The sequence below is a fragment of the Microbacterium sp. MM2322 genome, from assembly GCF_964186585.1.
Lineage (GTDB): Bacteria > Actinomycetota > Actinomycetes > Actinomycetales > Microbacteriaceae > Microbacterium.
Genome location: NZ_OZ075067.1, coordinates 1528580 through 1544693 on the forward strand (window position 1 = coordinate 1528580; position 16114 = coordinate 1544693).

Here is a 16114-nt window from a genome sequence, read left to right on the forward strand (position 1 = left end):
CGTGCTACTCGGCGCCCGGGTCGGGGAGGGTCCAGGTCTTGAGATGCTGGTACCGGTGCGTGCGCCACCACTGCCCTTCCCAGTCGTCACTGTCTGTGCCGTACAGCACGACCGTTCGACCGGAGAACATCTCGGGGGCGGGGGTAGGGAGCCCTGCCAAGAGCTCGGCAAGGAATTCGCCGACCTCGTCATACAGCGTTCTGTCAACGGACAGGTCATGCGACGCTAGCGAGAGGTGGCCCCAGAACTCGGCCTCGGCCACGGGGGTGACGAGGAAGTCCTCGGTAGGCAGAGCGATGGGGAGAATCGCTGCTTTGATTGCTGTCGCGGTGTCAATGAACGGCTGATTCGGTTCTCCGTTCCCGTTCTCGTGAACGTTGAAGACATATCCGTCCCCGGTCGTTTCGAGACCCTTGTTGTGAACCGTGAACGAGGTCTTGCCGATGAGCGCGTGCTCGACGCGATCGACGATGTCGGCGATGCTCGCATCCGTCTTCAAAGAACCGACGAGCGTCGCGTGCGGGGGGAACGCTGCGGCGGAGATGAGTCCGTACTGTTGTTTCAGCGTCATGTTGGTCTGCGCTTGTACCCAGCAGGTGACGGGGTCGGGGCGCAGATAGATCCCATATCGAGTCGGGGTCACGGGTGCTGTCCTTTCTGTGAAGTCACGGGTCGTCAACCGAGCTGAGTCCGGTATTGCTCGATGGCCTTGTCCGCTTCGGTGCGTGCGTTGGCGAGAGCTTCGTCCAGGGTGACGGATCCGTTGATGGCGGCCTCCATCTGAGCGGAGACCGCAGCTCGGATCGAGGTCATTGCGCCGCTGAGGCAACCTGCGGTGGCGGTGACACTCGGGGTGTTGTCGATCTGGTCGACGAAAGTCTGAGCGTCGGGGTGGCTGGCAAGGTATTTTCTGCGCGCGGGCAGGTCGTCCACGCCCTTATTGACCGGGACGTAGCCGGTGGCCGCGCTGAACGACTCTTGGTTTTCCGCCGAAGCGAGGTAGCTGATGAGCTTCCATCCGGCTACCTTCTCTGCATCGGTTGCAGTCGAGCTCAACCACATCGCTGCGCCGCCGATAACCGGCCCCGCTTCGGTGGGGTCTGCGCCCTCTGACAGTGGATACGGCACGGCCTCGAAGTCGAACGAGGGCGCAGATGTGTCCAGCGCCCCTGCAGCTCCGGAACTGTTGAACATCATGGCGACCTGACCTGCGGCGAACGCTGTCACGGCAGCGTTGCCGTCGACACCGATGTCGGTACCGGCGCCCGAGGTGTAGACATCAACCAGTGACCGGAGTCCGTCGACCTGGGCAGGCGCATCCAACGGAAGTGACGTGGCGCCATCGCCGCTGCGGCCATTCTTCGGTGTGCAGTAGGAATTTCCAGATGCAGCGGTGATCTGCTCGAACCACCATCCATCGAACGATCCCGCCAGACCGGACACCCCGGTCTTCGCCTTGACCCTCTTGGCGGCTGCCGCCACATCTTGGATCGTCTTCAGATCTGTCTTCGGGTCGATCCCGGCCTGCGTGAGCAGGTCGGTGTTCACCCACAGCACAGGTGTGGAAATGGCCAGAGGAACGGCGAACATCTCGCCATCGGCGCCGTAGTAGTTCGCTCCCACAGGCCGGATCTGGCTGAGGTCGAGGTCGTCAGGGTTTGCTTTAGCCATCGCCTCGGGGGAAACGCTACGTTGCACGTCGCGAAGGTAGCCCGAGGTGGTGTCTCCGGAGATCACCACGGTCGGGGTGGAGTCGTCTCGGAGTCCAGCCGTGTATTTCGCCAGCAGGTCGGTGTATGAACCCTGAAAGCTTGAGTTGACGTGGATCTTGCCCGCGTTGGCTGCATTGAACGCCGAGATCGATGCGTCGAGCGCCTCGCCGTTCGCGTTGCCGAACCCGTGCCAGAGGGTGATGGTGGTGACACCGTCGGCGTCCTCGAGCGCCTCGGGTCCGGGGGCGCCCTTTGAACCGCTGCCCGCCGACGCCTCCGGGCTGCACGCCGCGAGGCTGAGGGCGAGGACACCGACGGCGATGCTCGCGATGAGTTTCTTCATGTTGTCTCCTTCTTCGATGGCACCGTTGGACGATGCGGGTTTCGCGATGCACACTCGACGGCGTCGCGAGGTCTCAAGGTGAGGGCAGCGCGGCGGGGCGGGGCCCAGAAGCGATCGCTACTTGCCCGACCCACTGGCGAGGCCGGTGACGAGCAGTCGCTGGCTGAAAATGACCAGCAGGACCGTGGGCACGAGGACGAGAGCGGTCCCGGCGAAGATGACGGCGGGACTCGTCACCTCGGAGGTCACCAACTGGGTCAGGCCGACTTGCACCGTTCGGTTGTTGGGCGAGTCGGTGATCAGCAGGGGCCAGAAGAATCCGTTCCACGCGGCCAGCGCGCTCCACATCACGGAGGTCGTGACCTGGTTGCGGGCGGAAGGCATGAGGACAAGGAACAGGGTGCGCAGGTCGCCACAGCCGTCCAAGCGGGCTGCTTCCCACAGCTCGTGGGGGATCGAGGCGAAGGCTTGTCGCAGGAGGAAGATCGGATATCCAACGGCGAGAAAGGGAATCACAATCCCGAAGATGGTGTCCCGCAGACCCAGTCCTGTCACGAATTCGTAGTTGGGGATGACGAGACTCTCGCCGGGCACCGCCAGCGTGGCGATGATGAATCCAAAGGCGACAGCTCGCCCGCGCCACCGCGGAAACACAAGCGCGTAGGCCGCGAGCGACGCAGTAATGAGCTGCGCAAGAGTTTGCAGAACGACGACGACGAGGCTCACCAGATACTGGTTGCCGAGCGGGATTGACCGCAGTGCGGCGGCGAAATTGTCCACCGTGAATCGGTCGAGTGGGGGCATGAGTCCGTTGCTGATGAGGGTGCCGTTCGGGAAAAAGCCGGTGGCGAAACTCAGGTAGAGCGGAAAGCCCATGACGACGAAGAGCAGCACGATGACAAGGAAGCGGGGGAGGTCGCGCCAGGTGAGCGAGTGAAAGTTTCCGCGCCTATTCGCACGGCTCTCCTTTTGCGGCATCCCGAGGACCGCTGTCCCAGTGGTGGGTGCAGACATGTCACGCATCCTTCCGATTTGCGATCTTGAATTGGATGGCTGTCACGGCCGCGATCAGGAGGACGAGGAACGTCCCGATGACAGACGCGCGGCCGAAGTCAGGGACGCCGCGCCCGAACGCCAGCTGGTAGAGCTGGTACACCAGCGTCGTGGTGGTACCCGAGGGGCCGCCACGGGTGAGGACATAGACCTGCGTGAAGGTCTGCAGACCCGCGATCGTCTGCGTGACGAAAAGGAAGAACAGGCTGGGGCGCATCAACGGAATCAGCATGGTCCAGGCCAGCCTCGCGCCAGAGGCGCCGTCCAGTTCCGCTGCCTCGAGGACTTCTTCGGGGATGTTCCGTATGGCCGCGATCAGGACAAGGAAAGCAAACCCGGACTCGTACCATGCGGTCGTGACGGAGATGGAGAGGATGGCCCATCCCGGCTCCTGCAGCCAAGGAACGGTGTCGAACCCGAATCGTTGCAGCAGCAGATTTACCGCGCCGGTTGATGGTCCGAAAAGCCCATAGAAGATTGCTGACGCGGATGCGGCTGAGTAGGCGAAGGGGAGCGAAAAGATCACCTGAAAGAGACCGCGACCTGGAATCCAACGGCGGAGCAGGAGCACGCAGAGCAGGGAGACCCCCACCGCAAGCACCATTGCAACCACAGCGATCAGGAGGGACGTCCACAAGGTCCGCTGAAAGGAACCTGTGGCGAAAAAGTCGACCCAGTTGTCCAGTCCCACGAACCGGGACGGGTTGCCGACGATGTCGCTGCCGAAAAAGCTCAGTTGCACACCACGAAAGACCGGGCGATAGACGAAAAGAGCCAGAAGGATGGCCGCGGGCAGCAAGAGCCACGGTCCCAAACCTGCCTTCGAGAGCTTGCCTCGGAGCCGCGGTTTCGCTTCCAACGTCATTGAGTCTCCTTCGCCCGCATCATCACGGGAACGTTCCCGAGCTGCGGTAAAATTATCAGAGGCTCAGGTTGACGACAATCAACCGGGGAGTAGCCCCAAAGGGGCGAACCCTCGAACAGATGCCCTTCATCGGACCGGGGGAGCGAGCCTGATGGGGCACCATCGCCGCTACCTTGAGGCGTGTAAGGAGGAAGGCTGGGGGAGCAGTTCTCCTTGCGATCAACGCGACGTCGGACTCTCGACGACGCGCCTGCCGCTCGCGCTCTGAGGGCTCCGGGTTACTCCGGCGTCATGCCCTCCGGGTCGAACAGCGTGCCATGAGCCACGCGTCGCCGGAAGTTGTGGAGTGCATGGTCGCGGAGGCCGTCGAGTCCCGCGAGGACCGCTGAAGCCGCGACCTGCAGCGGCAGCGTGGCGCGAAGGAGCATCGCGCGTTGCAGCACCGCGCTGGAGCAGAGCTGAGACGCTGCGCGCGCACCGTGGAAGCCGATGAGGGGAGCGATATCGGTCGCCGGGTCCCCGAGGCACGCATGGTCCAGGTCGATGAGACCGCTCAGATCGTCACCAGCCCAGAGCATGTTGTGCGGACCGAAATCACCATGGCAGAAGGTGACTTCCTCCGTCTCGCTCGACAGCACGTCCTCGATGGCGGCGGATGCGGCTGCCCCCGCGTCGGCTGAAAGCCGGGGGACGAGCTCCTCGGCAACGATCTCTGTCCACAGCATCCCGCCGCACCACGATCGCGGCGGCGGCAGATCAGTAAGACACGACACAGGAATCTGCCGGAAGAGCGTGAGCGTCTCGGCGTACACCTTCATCCGGAACTGCGACCGATCGGCGACGTCTAGGGAAGGTCGTCCCGGTACCTGGCTCATCAACACGGCACCCGCCGCGGTCGCTTCCTCCGATGTGGCGAGCGGCTCGGGTATTCGGAGGGGAAAGTCGCTCGTCGACAGGATCCGGAGGATTCGATGCTCTCTCGCGGCGCGCCGGGAGCCGTCGCGTCCGATCGTGACGCGAGCGACAGGGCCGTCGGGCAACACGGCGACCTGGTGAAATGCGCCATTCGTCGCACGGGCGGCAGACCAGTCCCACTCGGGCCAGAAGCGAGCGGCGACGACGCGCACGTCAGGTGGTGCGACATCCTGATCCACGGCCGATCCCATGGCCCACACCGTACCTGCCACCTGACGAGACGTGGCGTCCCATGGAGGAGCGGCCTCGCTCTCTTTGATTTGACATAATGTGCATTATCGGCTGTTTGATCCTTCTCAGAGGCATCCCGTGGTGATCACCCCGTGGATCGTTCCGTCGATCGTTGAACGATCGGCGATGCGCAGGGTGACCGTCGTGATCGGATCGAAGCGGATGTCCGTCTGGATCGCACGATCGACCTCGTACCCGGCGGCATCCCACGTCGCGAGGATCTTCTCCAGTGACGCCGCGTTGTCCTCGGTTGCGAACGCGAACGTCAGCGCCGATTGCGCGGTGCCACGATCGCATGTCGTCCGTGTCGGCGCGGACGACGCCACGGCGCGGCCGTCCGTGCCGACGGCTCCGGGAACCGCAGCGAGTGTCGCTGCGTACATGCGCTCCAGTTCCGCCTCGGCGCGTTCCAGACTGACGGGTGCCGGCGCAGTCGGCGTCGGCGACGGACGATCCGCCTGATACGTCGGACGCTTCAGCCCGCACTCCGGCACGTGCCCCGTCAGCTCAGGCACGGTCACCGTTTCGACGACACCACTGCCCGCGGAGGCAGCCGACACCCGCAGAGTTCCGTCCTCTTCCGAGGCGCCGTACGCGCCCTCGTGGAACGGCATCCCGCCATCCGCGTTCGAGATCGTCGCCACGCCGGTCGCAACGAGACCGTCCATGCGGTACAGGGAGCTCGAGCTCGACAGCCAGTGGTTCTCCTCGCGGACGAGGTAACCGGTGTCGCATCCGTCATCGTCGATGAGCGGCGACACGATGGTGGTCGGGAACGTCGCCAGGAACACACCTGCGCCCGCGACGAGCACCGCTCCGGTTGCCGCGACCCTCGCCACGATCACTCCAACGCGGCCCGCGACCCTCGTCGCTCGCAGACTGAAGACGAGGACAGTGAGGTCGATCACGCCCACCAGGATGAGCACAGCCACGATCTGCGGCGAATCCAGCGTCCCTACGAGAACCGTCGTGCCCTCGCCTTCCTCGCTCGTCGACACCGCTACGGCGATCATCGCTGCGGCGATGAGAACTGCCACCACCGCTGTGAGGACTCGGATGCCGACGGCCACGCGCCGTGCGTCAGCCACCCGTATCCTCGGCCGGCTCCCAGCGCAGCAAATCACCCGGTTGGCAGTCGAGCGCCTCGCAGAGCGCGTCGAGCGTCGTGAACCGGACGGCTTTCGCCCGGCCGTTCTTCAGCACCGCGAGGTTCGCCGGTGTGATGCCGATGCGGGCGGCCAGGTCACCCACGGCCATCTTCCGCCGCGCGAGCATGACATCGATGTCCACGACGATGGGCATCAGACGACCTCGTCGAGCTCGGAACGCATCTCGATCGCCTTCCGCAGCAGTGACCGCATCACCACGACCACCAAGGCCACTCCCCCGGTCGCCAACGCCGCAGCGTAGATGAGACCGACGACACCGGGGGCGATCCCCCCGGGCACGAGAAGCGTGGCCAAGACCGCCGTCAGCAGCGCTGCGACGCCGATGGCCGCGATTACGACATCGACGAAGCGGAAGGCGGCGGGAGAGAAGACCGCATCCACTGCAGCCATGGATACGAGCCGCCAAATGCAGATCGCAACGACCTGCAGGCAGACCAGCCACAGCGCGAGGACAGTCACAGCACTCACCCGCCAGCCGAAGGGGGTGCTCGCCAGATCGCGCCAGATTGCTGGCAGGATGACTGCCTGCACAGCGGCCGAGCCGATCAAGGATAGGCCGAGAACGCTGCGCAGGGCCACGATCGTCGTGCGACTCATTGTTGCCTTTCGATACTGATCTATCGAAAAACGATAGCCACTCCCCTGGTCGGATGCAAGCGACACGTCGCCGTAGGCTCGGAGCATGCTCGAGGTGCTGACTGGATTCGCCGTGATCGGCGTCGCGATCCTGCTGGGGTGGATCATCGGTCGCATCGACCTCCTCGGCCCCACCGGCGGACAGGTCCTCGGACGCCTGACCTTCTTCGTCCTCAGCCCCTTTCTGCTTTTCGTCGTGCTCGCCCGCGCCGACGTCGCGACGCTGTTCTCCGCTCTGTTGCCGGTTTCGGCGCTGTCCGCCCTCGCGGTCTTCACGATCTTCGCGGCGGTGTCGAAGTTCGTCTGGCGGCGCCCGGCGGGCGAGGTCCTGATCGGCCTCCTCTCGGCCGGGCAGGTCAACTCGAACAACATCGGCATCCCGCTATCGCTCTATCTGCTCGGCAGCGCGGCGTACCCGGCGCCGGTGATCCTGTTCCAGCTGCTGATCCTCACGCCCATCGTGATGGCGATCTTCGAGGCTCTCACCACGGATGGACGCCGACGCCCGTGGCCGATCCTGCGCCGGACGATCACCAATCCGATCGTCGTCGGGTCGCTCCTCGGCACGATCGTCTCGGCCAGCGGCATCCCCCTGCCTCCGATCGTCATCGACCCGCTCGAGCTGGTCGCCGGTGCGGCCGTCCCGGTGCTGTTGATCAGCTACGGAATCTCCCTCAACGGACAGCGGGTCCTCGGGACCCGGGGCCGGCGTCGCGACATACTGCTCGCGAGCGGACTCAAGCTGCTCGTCATGCCCCTCGCGGCTTGGCTGCTGTCGCGTTTCGCCTTCGGCCTCTCCCCCGCCGAGGTCCTCGTCGTCACGGTGCTCGCCGCGCTTCCGACGGCGCAGAACGTCTTCAACTATGCGCAGAGGTACACGATCGGGCAGACGATCGCCCGCGACACGGTGTTCCTTACGACGATCGGGTGCGTTCCCGTGCTGTTCCTGATCGTCGTCCTGCTCAGCCCCGGCACCTGAGCCGAGGGAGACAGCTCAGACGCCGAAGGAGCTCGTGTCGCCGATCAGACGGGTGTTGTCCGCGGGAATCGGCTCGACCGCCGCACGCGCGACCTCGGCCGCGAATTCCGACACGTTGTAAAGCTTCCCGGCACTCTCTCGACGCTCTGCGATCGCACCGGGGTTCGCGCGCTCGAGCAGGGTCGCCGTGATGGTGCCCTCGATCATGTCGCCCGAGACGACCACGAACTCGACGCCCTTTTCAGTGAGCGAGGGGATGCGCTCGCGGAGAGCGTCCTCACCGGCACGCTTCGAACGGGCAACGGGCTCGTACTCGGGCATCGTGGGCGTGGTGTGGATGAAGTGAGCCTGGTGGCTGGTCACGAAGACCACACGGCCACCGGCGGGGATCAGCGGCAGCGCCGCATCGAGGGCGCTGACCTGCGCATCGCGGTTCAGGGTGAGGGCGTAGTCCTCGGCCATGCCGCCCTCCATGCCGCCGGAGGCGTTCAGCACCAGGATGTCGAGCGACCCGAATCGCTCCTTCACCGCGGCGAACATCTCCGCGACGGATGCCGGATCAGTGAGGTCCGCTCCGACTGTCAGCACCTCGACGCCGAGTTCACGGAGTTCCGTCGCGAGCTTCTCTGCGCGCGGAGCCTTGTTCCGGAAGTTGATGACGACGTTCGCGCCCGCCTGCGCCAGGTAGCGCGCAGTGTCAGCGCCGATTCCCCGCGATGACCCGGTGACGAGGGCGGTCTTACCGGTCAGGGATGCGGCGGGGACGGGCTGCGACATGGGGCTCTCCTGCGAGGTGCTCGGTGGATGCCGAGGCGGACGGGGCATCGTCGAGCCTACCAATGGCGCCGGTTCGGCCTGAGCGTCGGACCCGGTTGATATCGTGCGAGGACACGCCCCACCGAAGGAGCCGACAATGTTCCTGGACCTGAGCCAGCACCTCTCGTGACGACGCATCCGTGGTTCCTCGGCGAGGCGACCCCGCGCATCCTCGCCCACCGCGGCTTCGTGCCTCCTGACTCCGAGCACGTCGCGGAGAACTCGGTCGCCGCCCTCGCCGCCGGGCGCGCGGCCGGCACGGTGTATCTCGAATCCGACTGCCACGTCACCGCGGACGGTGATGTCGTCCTGTTCCATGACGACGACCTTCGACGTGTCACGGGTGACCCGCGCCCGGTTGCCGCGGTCAGCACCCGAGAGCTCACCGCGATCATGTCGACGCGCGGTGGACTCGCGATCCTCTCCGACGTCCTTCGCGCCTTTCCCGACGCTCGGTTCAACCTGGATGTGAAAGCGGATGCCGCGGCACGCCCCGTCGGCGCGCTCACCGCCCGCGAATCGCACCGTGTGCTCCTCACGAGCTTCTCCGACCGTCGACGCGATGTCGCGCTGGAAGCGGCTCGAGAGCGTGGCGGCGACCCGGCGACATCCGCCGGCTCGGCGACGCTTGCGCGAGTGGTCGGCGCGCTGACTGCACGCCTCCCCCGCCTCGCCGCGCGAAGCATGAACGGCGTCGACGCTCTGCAGATCCCGGAGCGGCACCGCGGCGTACGGGTTCTCTCCCGCCGCCTGCTCGATCTCGCTCACGACGCAGGAGTCGAAGTTCATGTGTGGACCGTCAACGACCCGAGCGACATGCGCCGCCTGATCGACATGGGCGTGGACGGGATCGTCACCGACAGAGCCGACCAGGGCGCATCGGTGAAGAACCAGGTTCTATAGTCGCCGGTCCTGAAGATCCGCTGTGAATAGCACATCGATTGAGGTCTTCTCGGATGATCCGCACAGGTGGGTTCGTTATACCTGAGGACGACGAGAGGACCACACAATGGCAGATCGCAGCCTACGCGGCATGCGCCTCGGCGCTTCGAGCCTACAGAGCGAAGAAGGCGTCGTATTCGTAGAGCGCACCAACCACACCTACGTCTGCACGCAGTGCGAGCGCGAGACCGTTCTCACGTTCGCGGCAGACGCTGAGGTGCCCGAGGCCTGGGAATGCCGCACCTGCGGATCCGAGGCACTCCGACGCATCGGCGACACCATCGCCGTCGTCGACCACTCCGGCGACAAGGCCGCTCGCACCCACTGGGACATGCTCATGGAGCGTCGCACCATCCCCGAGCTCGAAGAGCTGCTCGAGGAGCGACTGGCTCTCCTGCGGTCCCGACGCGGCGAGAACTCCGGCAAGCTGAGCGCCTGACACTCACACTTCAGCGGCGCCGTCCCCCGTGGGCGGCGCCGCTTTCGTGCGCCTGCGCACGAGCAGACCGAGCAGGACGATCACGGGAATGGCGGACCAGCCGAGCACCCACTGCACTGCGGGGCCCATGACGACCGCACCGGTCAGCCCTGCCCGCAGAGGGACGTCCACCAGGAGCGCGCCAGACGTATCGGCCGCCAGGCCGTCGATGACCGAACCGTCCGGGCCAATGACCTGGCTCGTGCCGACCGTGGAGATGTTGACCACGGAGCGACCCGTCTCGATCGCGCGCATCCGGGCGAATCCGAGCTGCTGCAGGTTCTCGTCCGTCCCGCGGAAGTCCGCGTTGTTCGTCTGGAACATGTACACCTCCGCCCCGTCCTTCGCGCCCTGCCAGATGACGTCGTCGTAGATCACGTCGAAGCAGATGGCCAGCCCGACGCCGACGCCGTTCACATCGAAGAAGGGCGGATTCGTCCCGGGCGTGTACTCCCGCTGGATGAGGCCGATCAGGTCCGGGGCGAGCGCCTCGAAGAACCACCGGTCCGGAACGTACTCCCCCATCGGAACCGGGTGCGTCTTGTCGTGGATGGCGAGGGGATTCTTCGCTCCGGCTTGCCACAGCATCGACGAGTTGTAGACCTTCTCGTCCCGCTCGGTGGCGGCATTGATGATCAGTGGAGCGTCGACTTTCTCGGACAGCTCGTCCAATGCGCTCGCGATCGACGGATTGTTGAGCGGGTCCGCGTCGACACCGCCCTCCGGCCAGAGGAGCACGTCGAGGTCTTTGCCGATGAGGGGCTGCGTAGCGGCGAGTTGCGCACGGTAGACGTCGTACGGCTCACGCGTGTCGAAGTAGCCGGAAGGACCATTGCCCTGCACCGCGCCGACGCGCATGGTCCCGGCATCCGTCGTTGGGAACTGCGGGACCAGGACGAGCAGCGCGGCGGCCGCCGCGGCGGGAACCACGAGCTTCACGCGGCGCCAGAAGCGGAGCCGGACGGCTTCGATCGCTGCCGCGACCACGAAGGCCATGACGAAGGTGAGTCCGCTCACGCCGAGCCACGACGCGAGCTCGGCGAGCGGGCTGTCCGCCTGGCTCATGCCGAGGCGGGCCCAGGGGAAGCCCGTGTACGGCCACGAGCCCATGAACTGCTCGCGCGCCGTCCACGCCGCAGCCACCAGCGCGGGGAGCAGCGTCACGCGGGCCCACGGGGCCGGCATGAGCCGCGGCAGCCACCGGTACGACAGTGTGATGGCGATGGCGCCGGCGGCGCTGAGGATGGTCTCGACCCCGGCGAGGGCGAACCAGGGCACGGGGCCGAGGTACCGGGTGATCCAGGCGATGTGCAGCAGGTAGAAGGATGCCGCGAACACGGCGCCCACCGCGACGGCACCCCACGCGGAGCGCCCGATGAGGGTCAGCAGCGTGAGCGCTGCTCCCACGAACGCCAGCGGCCAGATGCCGATGTCGGGGTAAGCGAAATCCATCACGGCCCCACCGGCGACCGCCACGGGAAGCGCGAGCCAGAGCGGGAGAAGGGGGCGGTCGGGCACGGACGAAGCCTAAAGGAGGTGCGCTATGACGGCGCTGAAGGCGGACGTCACGCGACCGAGCCGTGACGTTCGGAGTGCGCGAGGTAGACCTCGGCGTTCCGGAGGATGGCGGCGCGCTCGTCGGAGGTCAACTCCCGCCGCACCTTCGCGGGCACACCCGCCACGAGGGATCCGTCGGGAATCTCCGCGCCCTCGAGCACGACCGCTCCCCCGGCGATGAGGCATCCCGCTCCGATGACGGCGCCCGACAGTACGACGGCCCCCATGCCGATGAGCGTGCCGTCACCGATTCGGCATCCGTGCACCACTGCGTTGTGGCCGATCGACACGTCCTCGCCGATCTCGACACCGTGGGCGGCGTCGACGTGAATCGCGACGCCGTCCTGGACGTTGCTCCGCGCACCGACGACGATCGACGCGCTGTCCCCGCGCAGGACGGCGTTGTACCAGATGCACGAGTGCTCGCCCAGCGTGACCGCGCCGACGATGCGCGCACCAGCAGCGACGAAGGCGGAATCGTGGACCGACGGGGCGGCATCCGGCAGCGCGAGGACGGTCGCGAGCGGTGAGACGGTCATGGGTATCCGTTCCTCAGAGGCCGATGTGGGTGAGTCGGCCGGCCAGGACCGTGGCGGCCACCTGAGTCGAGCGGAGCTCGGCGTCCGACGCGGTCTGCGGATCCCGGTCGACGACGATCAGGTCTGCCACCGCCCCCGGCTCGAGTGCGCTGCCGGTCGCTGATCCTCCGGCCGTGGATGCGGCGAGGGCCGTGGCCGCGTCGAGCCCCTGATCGGGGCGCCAGGGAGCGCGCCCGCCACGGGTCCGATGCACGGCCGCTGCCATCGCCGCCCACGGGTCGAGCGGCGAGACCGGGGCATCCGACCCGAACAGCAGGTTCGCGCCGGTGTCGGCGAGCGAGCGGAGCGGATACGGGAGTGCCGTCTGCGCGGCCCAGACCGAGTCGGTGAGGTCGCGGTCATCGACGGCGTGCTCCGGCTGCACGCTCGCTCCGACGCCCAGGCGAGCGAAGCGCGGGATGTCGGCATGCGCGACCAGCTGCGCATGCTCGATGGTTCCCGTCGCCCCGGTCGTTGCGAACGCGTCGAGCGCGTGCGAGTTGGCGACGTCCCCGATCGCGTGGATCGCGCAGGACAGCCCCGCACCCGTCGCCCGCACCATGAGCGACTGGAGCTCTTCGGGCGGCACCGTCAGAACACCCGTGTTGTGCGGGTCGTCGGGGTACGGATGCGAACACGCCGCGGTGCGGGTGCCGAGCGAGCCGTCCGTGATGACCTTGAGCGAGCCCACGCGGACGAGCCCCCGAGGGTCCAGCGCGTCGCCGGTGGCGAGGCCTTCGGCGACGGCGCGCTCGAGCAGGGCCGGATACACCCCGAACGACACCCGCAGGCAGTCGAAACCGGCGGCGAGTCGGCGGGCCCAGGCATCCGCGTTCCAGGCCATGTCGAGGTCGACGATGCCGGTGACGCCACGGGATGCCGCCACGTCGAGCGCGTGCCGGACGAACCCGTCGGCGACCGCCGGATCGACGTCGTTGAGGCGGCGGGAGATCTCGAACGCCGGCTCCTCCCGGAGCATGCCGTCCTCCGTCACCGCGATGGACTCGCGACGGAATGCCGCGCTGTTCATCCAGACGCTGTGCACGTCGGCGTTGATCAGGTAGGTCGGGATATCGCCTGTCTGCGCATCGAGCAGGGCGAGCGACGGCGCGTCCGCCCAGAAGGCGTCGCGAAAGCCGGTACCGACACGTCGACCGTCGTCCAGGACAGGTGCGCGTCCCATGACGGATGCCGCTTCCGCCGCGCTGTCGACGTCCCCGAGCGGGGTGCGCTGCGCCGTGAGGGCCCACTGCACCGTGTGCACGTGGTGGTCCCACAGTCCCGGAAGCAGCCAGCCCCCGGAGCCGTCGACGACGACTCCCCGGAGGGGCAGCCCACCCGTCGGCGCGATGTCGGCGATCACGCCCCCGCGCACGTGCACGTCGACCGGGTCGTCGCCGAACGGGTCGATCCGTCCTCCGCCGGTGAGGCGTACTCCTGTGATGACACCGACGTCTTCGCCGCGCGCAGGGTTCACGACTGGGCTCCGCGCGCGGCCCGCATCACGTCGCGGGCGCGACGCATCTCGTCCGCGAGACGCGGGTCGGCGTACGGGCTCGCCCCGGCATCCAACCGGTCGATGATCGTGTCGACCACCTCGTCGGGGCGGTTCTGGCTGAGCTTCCGCTTCGCCGTCACGTGAGACGGGGTGAGACGGAAGCCGACCGTGCCCTTCTCGAGCTTGCGGACGAAGTCGTCGTCGTTCGGGGCTTGCCACATCTGTCGCGGTTCCGGCATGCCGGATTCGAAACGGTCCACGAGACGCTCGAGGACATCCAGGTTCTCGGCCGGCGTCAAGATCTCCGGTGTGCCGCGCAGGTGCACCGAGACGAAGTTCCACGTCGGGACCGCCGGCCCGTCGCCGTACCACCCCGGAGAGATGTAACCGTGGGGGCCCTGCACCACGACGAGCAGTTCGGACTCCCCCAACCCGTGGATGAGGTCGTCGGGCCGCCCGACATGGCCGACGATCGTGAGGTCGTCACGTGTCGGATCGAGGAGGACGGCGTAGTGCGACGCGACGAGACCGGAGTCCGTGTCGCTCACGATCGTGACCCAGGGGTGCGCGTCGATGATGCGGCGGATCTCCGCCACATCCGTCATCGCAAAGCTCGGGTTCTGTCTCATTCGCAGCGAACCTCTTCCGCGGTCATGCCTGGCATCGCGGACACCAGTAGAGCTTTCGTGCGGCCATCTCCTCGAGGACGATCGCCGTTCCGCAGACACGGCACGGCAGCCCCGCGCGGTGATAGACCCAGTGCCGGTCGTCGCGATGCGCCATCGCCCGGCGATACGCCTCCGGATCGAGGTCGTCCATCGTCATCATCTGACCGGTCTCGACACCGATCGTCAACAGACGCACCCAGTCGTTCCACATGGCCCGGAGGGTCTCTTCGGGGACCTCGCGACCAGGTGTGTGGGGGTTCAGGTTCGCCCGGAACAGGATCTCGGCGCGGTAGACGTTCCCGATCCCGCTCACGACCTTCTGATCCATGAGCAGCTGGCCGATCGGGGTGGGCTTGCGGCCGGCGACGGCGACGAAGCGTTCCTCGCCCTCGGCGAGGTCATCGACCAGCGGGTCGGGCCCGAGAGCAGCCACCGTGGCGAGCATCTCCTCGACCGTTTGGATCTGGCACGCCGTCGGTCCTCGGAGGTCCGCGCACGTCGCATCGGTCAGCAGTCTCAGACGCACCTGACCGACGACGGGCGGCGGCCACTCGGCATCCGTCGCATCCTCGAGGCCGCGAGTCTGCTCGCTCATCCGGACCACTCCGCGAGCACGACGCGGCGCACCGATCGAGGCGAGCGAGTTCTCGCCCGCCTCGTCGAAGACGGGGGCGACGCCGCGCTGATTCGTCTGTCCCATGCGACCGTTCGCGGAGGCGATCGTGGGGTCGAGAACGATCTCGCCGGCGAAGTCCCAGGCGCCGTAGATGCCGAGGTGCACGCGCAACCAGACGTCGCCCTCGAACTCCAGGAACATCTGCTTGCCGACCGCACGCGCCAGCGTCGGCGTCCGACCGTCGAGAACGGCGGCGCCCTCGGCGAAGCGACCCTGCGGGCTCGAGGCCGACAGGGGCCGTCCCACGAAGTTGCGGTCGAACTGCCGGGCGATCCGATGGACGGAATGACCCTCGGGCATCAGCCTGCTTCCGGGTCGAACGTCTCCGAGGCGTCGAGCACATCCGGCTGCACCGCACGCGGGTCGGGCTCGAGCGACCCGTCCGTCTCGTACGCCGCGAGCTGACCGATGCGACGAGCGTGACGCTCCTCGCCCGAGAACGGGGTCGCGATGAAGCGGTCGATGAACCCGACGGCCTCGTCGAAGGTGTGCTGACGCGCGCCGATCGCGATCACGTTCGCATCGTTGTGCTCGCGGGCAAGCTCCGCCGTCGCGATGCTCCACACGAGGGCCGCACGGATGCCGCGCACCTTGTTCGCGGCGATCTGCTCGCCGTTGCCCGACCCGCCGAACACGACCCCGAGGGTCTGGATGCCCTGGGCCTGATCCTCGGCGACGGCCTGTGCCGCGCGGATGCAGAAGGAGGGGTAGTCGTCGAGGGCGTCGTACTCGACGGGACCATGGTCGACGACGTCGTGACCGGCTTCGGCCAGGTGGTGCTGCAGGCGGGTCGAGAACTCCATGCCCGCGTGATCGGTCGCGATGTGGATGCGCATGTCACGATTCTAGGGACGCCGGTACGTCGTTACGGCGACCCATCGGCGTAGGCTGTGACGGTTGCCGTCGGCGCCAGCAGCGCCCGTCCGCGGCACCCCACC

The 16114-nt window shown here is 66.9% G+C and carries 18 protein-coding genes; 3 read left to right on the forward strand and 15 right to left on the reverse strand.

The genetic code is table 11. From position 1 onward, the window contains the following. Positions 1-4: 4 nt before the first annotated feature. The 8 genes from ABQ271_RS07445 to ABQ271_RS07480 all read right to left on the reverse strand — a co-directional run bounded on the left by ABQ271_RS07445 (position 5) and on the right by ABQ271_RS07480 (position 7011). On the reverse strand, positions 5-571 hold the full coding sequence (locus ABQ271_RS07445) for a 2'-5' RNA ligase family protein (RefSeq protein WP_349310828.1): 567 nt from the start codon (positions 569-571) through the stop codon (positions 5-7). Between the two features lie 104 nt (positions 572-675). Then, entirely contained in the window at positions 676-2055 is a 1380-nt protein-coding gene (locus ABQ271_RS07450; RefSeq protein WP_349310829.1) for an extracellular solute-binding protein, read from the reverse strand. A 117-nt stretch (positions 2056-2172) separates the two neighbouring features. Beyond that, entirely contained in the window at positions 2173-3069 is an 897-nt protein-coding gene (locus ABQ271_RS07455) for a carbohydrate ABC transporter permease (RefSeq protein WP_349310830.1), read from the reverse strand. A 1-nt stretch (position 3070) separates the two neighbouring features. Next, the gene (locus ABQ271_RS07460; RefSeq protein ID WP_349310831.1) at positions 3071-3973 is read right to left on the reverse strand and encodes a sugar ABC transporter permease; all 903 of its coding nucleotides are present in this window, start codon (positions 3971-3973) and stop codon (positions 3071-3073) included. Between the two features lie 278 nt (positions 3974-4251). After that, a complete protein-coding gene (locus tag ABQ271_RS07465; protein ID WP_349310832.1) occupies positions 4252-5139 on the reverse strand; it encodes an aminoglycoside phosphotransferase family protein in 888 nt (295 codons plus the stop codon). A gap of 105 nt (positions 5140-5244) precedes the next feature. Then, positions 5245-6267 (reverse strand): hypothetical protein, encoded by a 1023-nt coding sequence (locus ABQ271_RS07470; protein ID WP_349310833.1) that lies wholly within the window; start codon positions 6265-6267, stop codon positions 5245-5247. Beyond that, positions 6260-6481 carry a helix-turn-helix transcriptional regulator gene (locus ABQ271_RS07475; RefSeq protein WP_020097260.1) on the reverse strand — a complete coding sequence of 74 codons (222 nt, stop codon included), beginning with the start codon at positions 6479-6481 and terminating at the stop codon, positions 6260-6262. The genes ABQ271_RS07470 and ABQ271_RS07475 overlap by 8 nt, the downstream gene beginning before the upstream one ends. Further along, positions 6481-7011 (reverse strand): DUF2975 domain-containing protein, encoded by a 531-nt coding sequence (locus ABQ271_RS07480; RefSeq protein ID WP_349310834.1) that lies wholly within the window; start codon positions 7009-7011, stop codon positions 6481-6483. The genes ABQ271_RS07475 and ABQ271_RS07480 overlap by 1 nt, the downstream gene beginning before the upstream one ends. A 19-nt stretch (positions 7012-7030) precedes the next feature. On the opposite strand from ABQ271_RS07480, the gene ABQ271_RS07485 reads away from it, so the two are divergent. After that, complete coding sequence (locus ABQ271_RS07485; protein ID WP_349310835.1) at positions 7031-7963, forward strand: AEC family transporter; 933 nt, start codon at positions 7031-7033, stop codon at positions 7961-7963. 15 nt (positions 7964-7978) lie between these two features. Here the strand turns inward: ABQ271_RS07485 and ABQ271_RS07490 are convergent, their stop codons facing one another. Then, the gene (locus tag ABQ271_RS07490; protein WP_349310836.1) at positions 7979-8740 is read right to left on the reverse strand and encodes an SDR family oxidoreductase; all 762 of its coding nucleotides are present in this window, start codon (positions 8738-8740) and stop codon (positions 7979-7981) included. A 165-nt stretch (positions 8741-8905) separates the two neighbouring features. Here ABQ271_RS07490 and ABQ271_RS07495 point away from each other — a divergent pair, with 165 nt between their 5' ends. Both ABQ271_RS07495 and ABQ271_RS07500 read left to right on the forward strand, forming a co-directional pair. Then, the gene (locus tag ABQ271_RS07495; RefSeq protein ID WP_349310837.1) at positions 8906-9682 is read left to right on the forward strand and encodes a glycerophosphodiester phosphodiesterase family protein; all 777 of its coding nucleotides are present in this window, start codon (positions 8906-8908) and stop codon (positions 9680-9682) included. A gap of 106 nt (positions 9683-9788) precedes the next feature. Then, on the forward strand, positions 9789-10160 hold the full coding sequence (locus ABQ271_RS07500) for an RNA polymerase-binding protein RbpA (RefSeq protein WP_349310838.1): 372 nt from the start codon (positions 9789-9791) through the stop codon (positions 10158-10160). 3 nt (positions 10161-10163) lie between these two features. Here ABQ271_RS07500 and lnt read toward each other — a convergent pair whose 3' ends face one another. Genes lnt through ABQ271_RS07530 form a run of 6 tightly spaced genes read right to left on the reverse strand, consistent with a single transcriptional unit; the run spans position 10164 to position 16012 of the window. Next, on the reverse strand, positions 10164-11717 hold the full coding sequence (gene lnt / locus ABQ271_RS07505; RefSeq protein ID WP_349310839.1) for an apolipoprotein N-acyltransferase: 1554 nt from the start codon (positions 11715-11717) through the stop codon (positions 10164-10166). A 47-nt stretch (positions 11718-11764) separates the two neighbouring features. Beyond that, positions 11765-12295, reverse strand: coding sequence for a gamma carbonic anhydrase family protein (locus tag ABQ271_RS07510; RefSeq protein ID WP_349310840.1), 531 nt, complete (start codon positions 12293-12295; stop codon positions 11765-11767). Between the two features lie 13 nt (positions 12296-12308). After that, positions 12309-13811: an amidohydrolase family protein gene (locus ABQ271_RS07515; protein ID WP_349310841.1), complete on the reverse strand. Its 1503-nt coding sequence runs from the start codon at positions 13809-13811 to the stop codon at positions 12309-12311. After that, positions 13808-14461: an FMN-binding negative transcriptional regulator gene (locus tag ABQ271_RS07520; protein WP_349310842.1), complete on the reverse strand. Its 654-nt coding sequence runs from the start codon at positions 14459-14461 to the stop codon at positions 13808-13810. The genes ABQ271_RS07515 and ABQ271_RS07520 overlap by 4 nt, the downstream gene beginning before the upstream one ends. 22 nt (positions 14462-14483) lie before the next feature. Then, positions 14484-15476 (reverse strand): zinc finger domain-containing protein, encoded by a 993-nt coding sequence (locus ABQ271_RS07525; RefSeq protein WP_349308170.1) that lies wholly within the window; start codon positions 15474-15476, stop codon positions 14484-14486. Next, positions 15476-16012, reverse strand: coding sequence for a ribose-5-phosphate isomerase (locus ABQ271_RS07530; protein ID WP_349308171.1), 537 nt, complete (start codon positions 16010-16012; stop codon positions 15476-15478). Before ABQ271_RS07530 ends, ABQ271_RS07525 begins: the two co-directional genes overlap by 1 nt. Positions 16013-16114: the final 102 nt, after the last annotated feature.

Bases quoted from the DNA above. Each gene is read 5' to 3' on its own strand.
- ABQ271_RS07445 (WP_349310828.1), bottom strand. From the start codon at position 571: ATGACGCTGAAACAACAGTACGGACTCATCTCCGCCGCAGCGTTCCCC.
- ABQ271_RS07450 (WP_349310829.1), bottom strand. From the start codon at position 2,055: ATGAAGAAACTCATCGCGAGCATCGCCGTCGGTGTCCTCGCCCTCAGC.
- ABQ271_RS07455 (WP_349310830.1), bottom strand. From the start codon at position 3,069: ATGTCTGCACCCACCACTGGGACAGCGGTCCTCGGGATGCCGCAAAAG.
- ABQ271_RS07460 (WP_349310831.1), bottom strand. From the start codon at position 3,973: ATGACGTTGGAAGCGAAACCGCGGCTCCGAGGCAAGCTCTCGAAGGCA.
- ABQ271_RS07465 (WP_349310832.1), bottom strand. From the start codon at position 5,139: ATGGGATCGGCCGTGGATCAGGATGTCGCACCACCTGACGTGCGCGTC.
- ABQ271_RS07475 (WP_020097260.1), bottom strand. From the start codon at position 6,481: ATGCCCATCGTCGTGGACATCGATGTCATGCTCGCGCGGCGGAAGATG.
- ABQ271_RS07485 (WP_349310835.1), top strand. From the start codon at position 7,031: ATGCTCGAGGTGCTGACTGGATTCGCCGTGATCGGCGTCGCGATCCTG.
- ABQ271_RS07490 (WP_349310836.1), bottom strand. From the start codon at position 8,740: ATGTCGCAGCCCGTCCCCGCCGCATCCCTGACCGGTAAGACCGCCCTC.
- ABQ271_RS07500 (WP_349310838.1), top strand. From the start codon at position 9,789: ATGGCAGATCGCAGCCTACGCGGCATGCGCCTCGGCGCTTCGAGCCTA.
- ABQ271_RS07510 (WP_349310840.1), bottom strand. From the start codon at position 12,295: ATGACCGTCTCACCGCTCGCGACCGTCCTCGCGCTGCCGGATGCCGCC.
- ABQ271_RS07520 (WP_349310842.1), bottom strand. From the start codon at position 14,461: ATGAGACAGAACCCGAGCTTTGCGATGACGGATGTGGCGGAGATCCGC.
- ABQ271_RS07525 (WP_349308170.1), bottom strand. From the start codon at position 15,476: ATGCCCGAGGGTCATTCCGTCCATCGGATCGCCCGGCAGTTCGACCGC.
- ABQ271_RS07530 (WP_349308171.1), bottom strand. From the start codon at position 16,012: ATGCGCATCCACATCGCGACCGATCACGCGGGCATGGAGTTCTCGACC.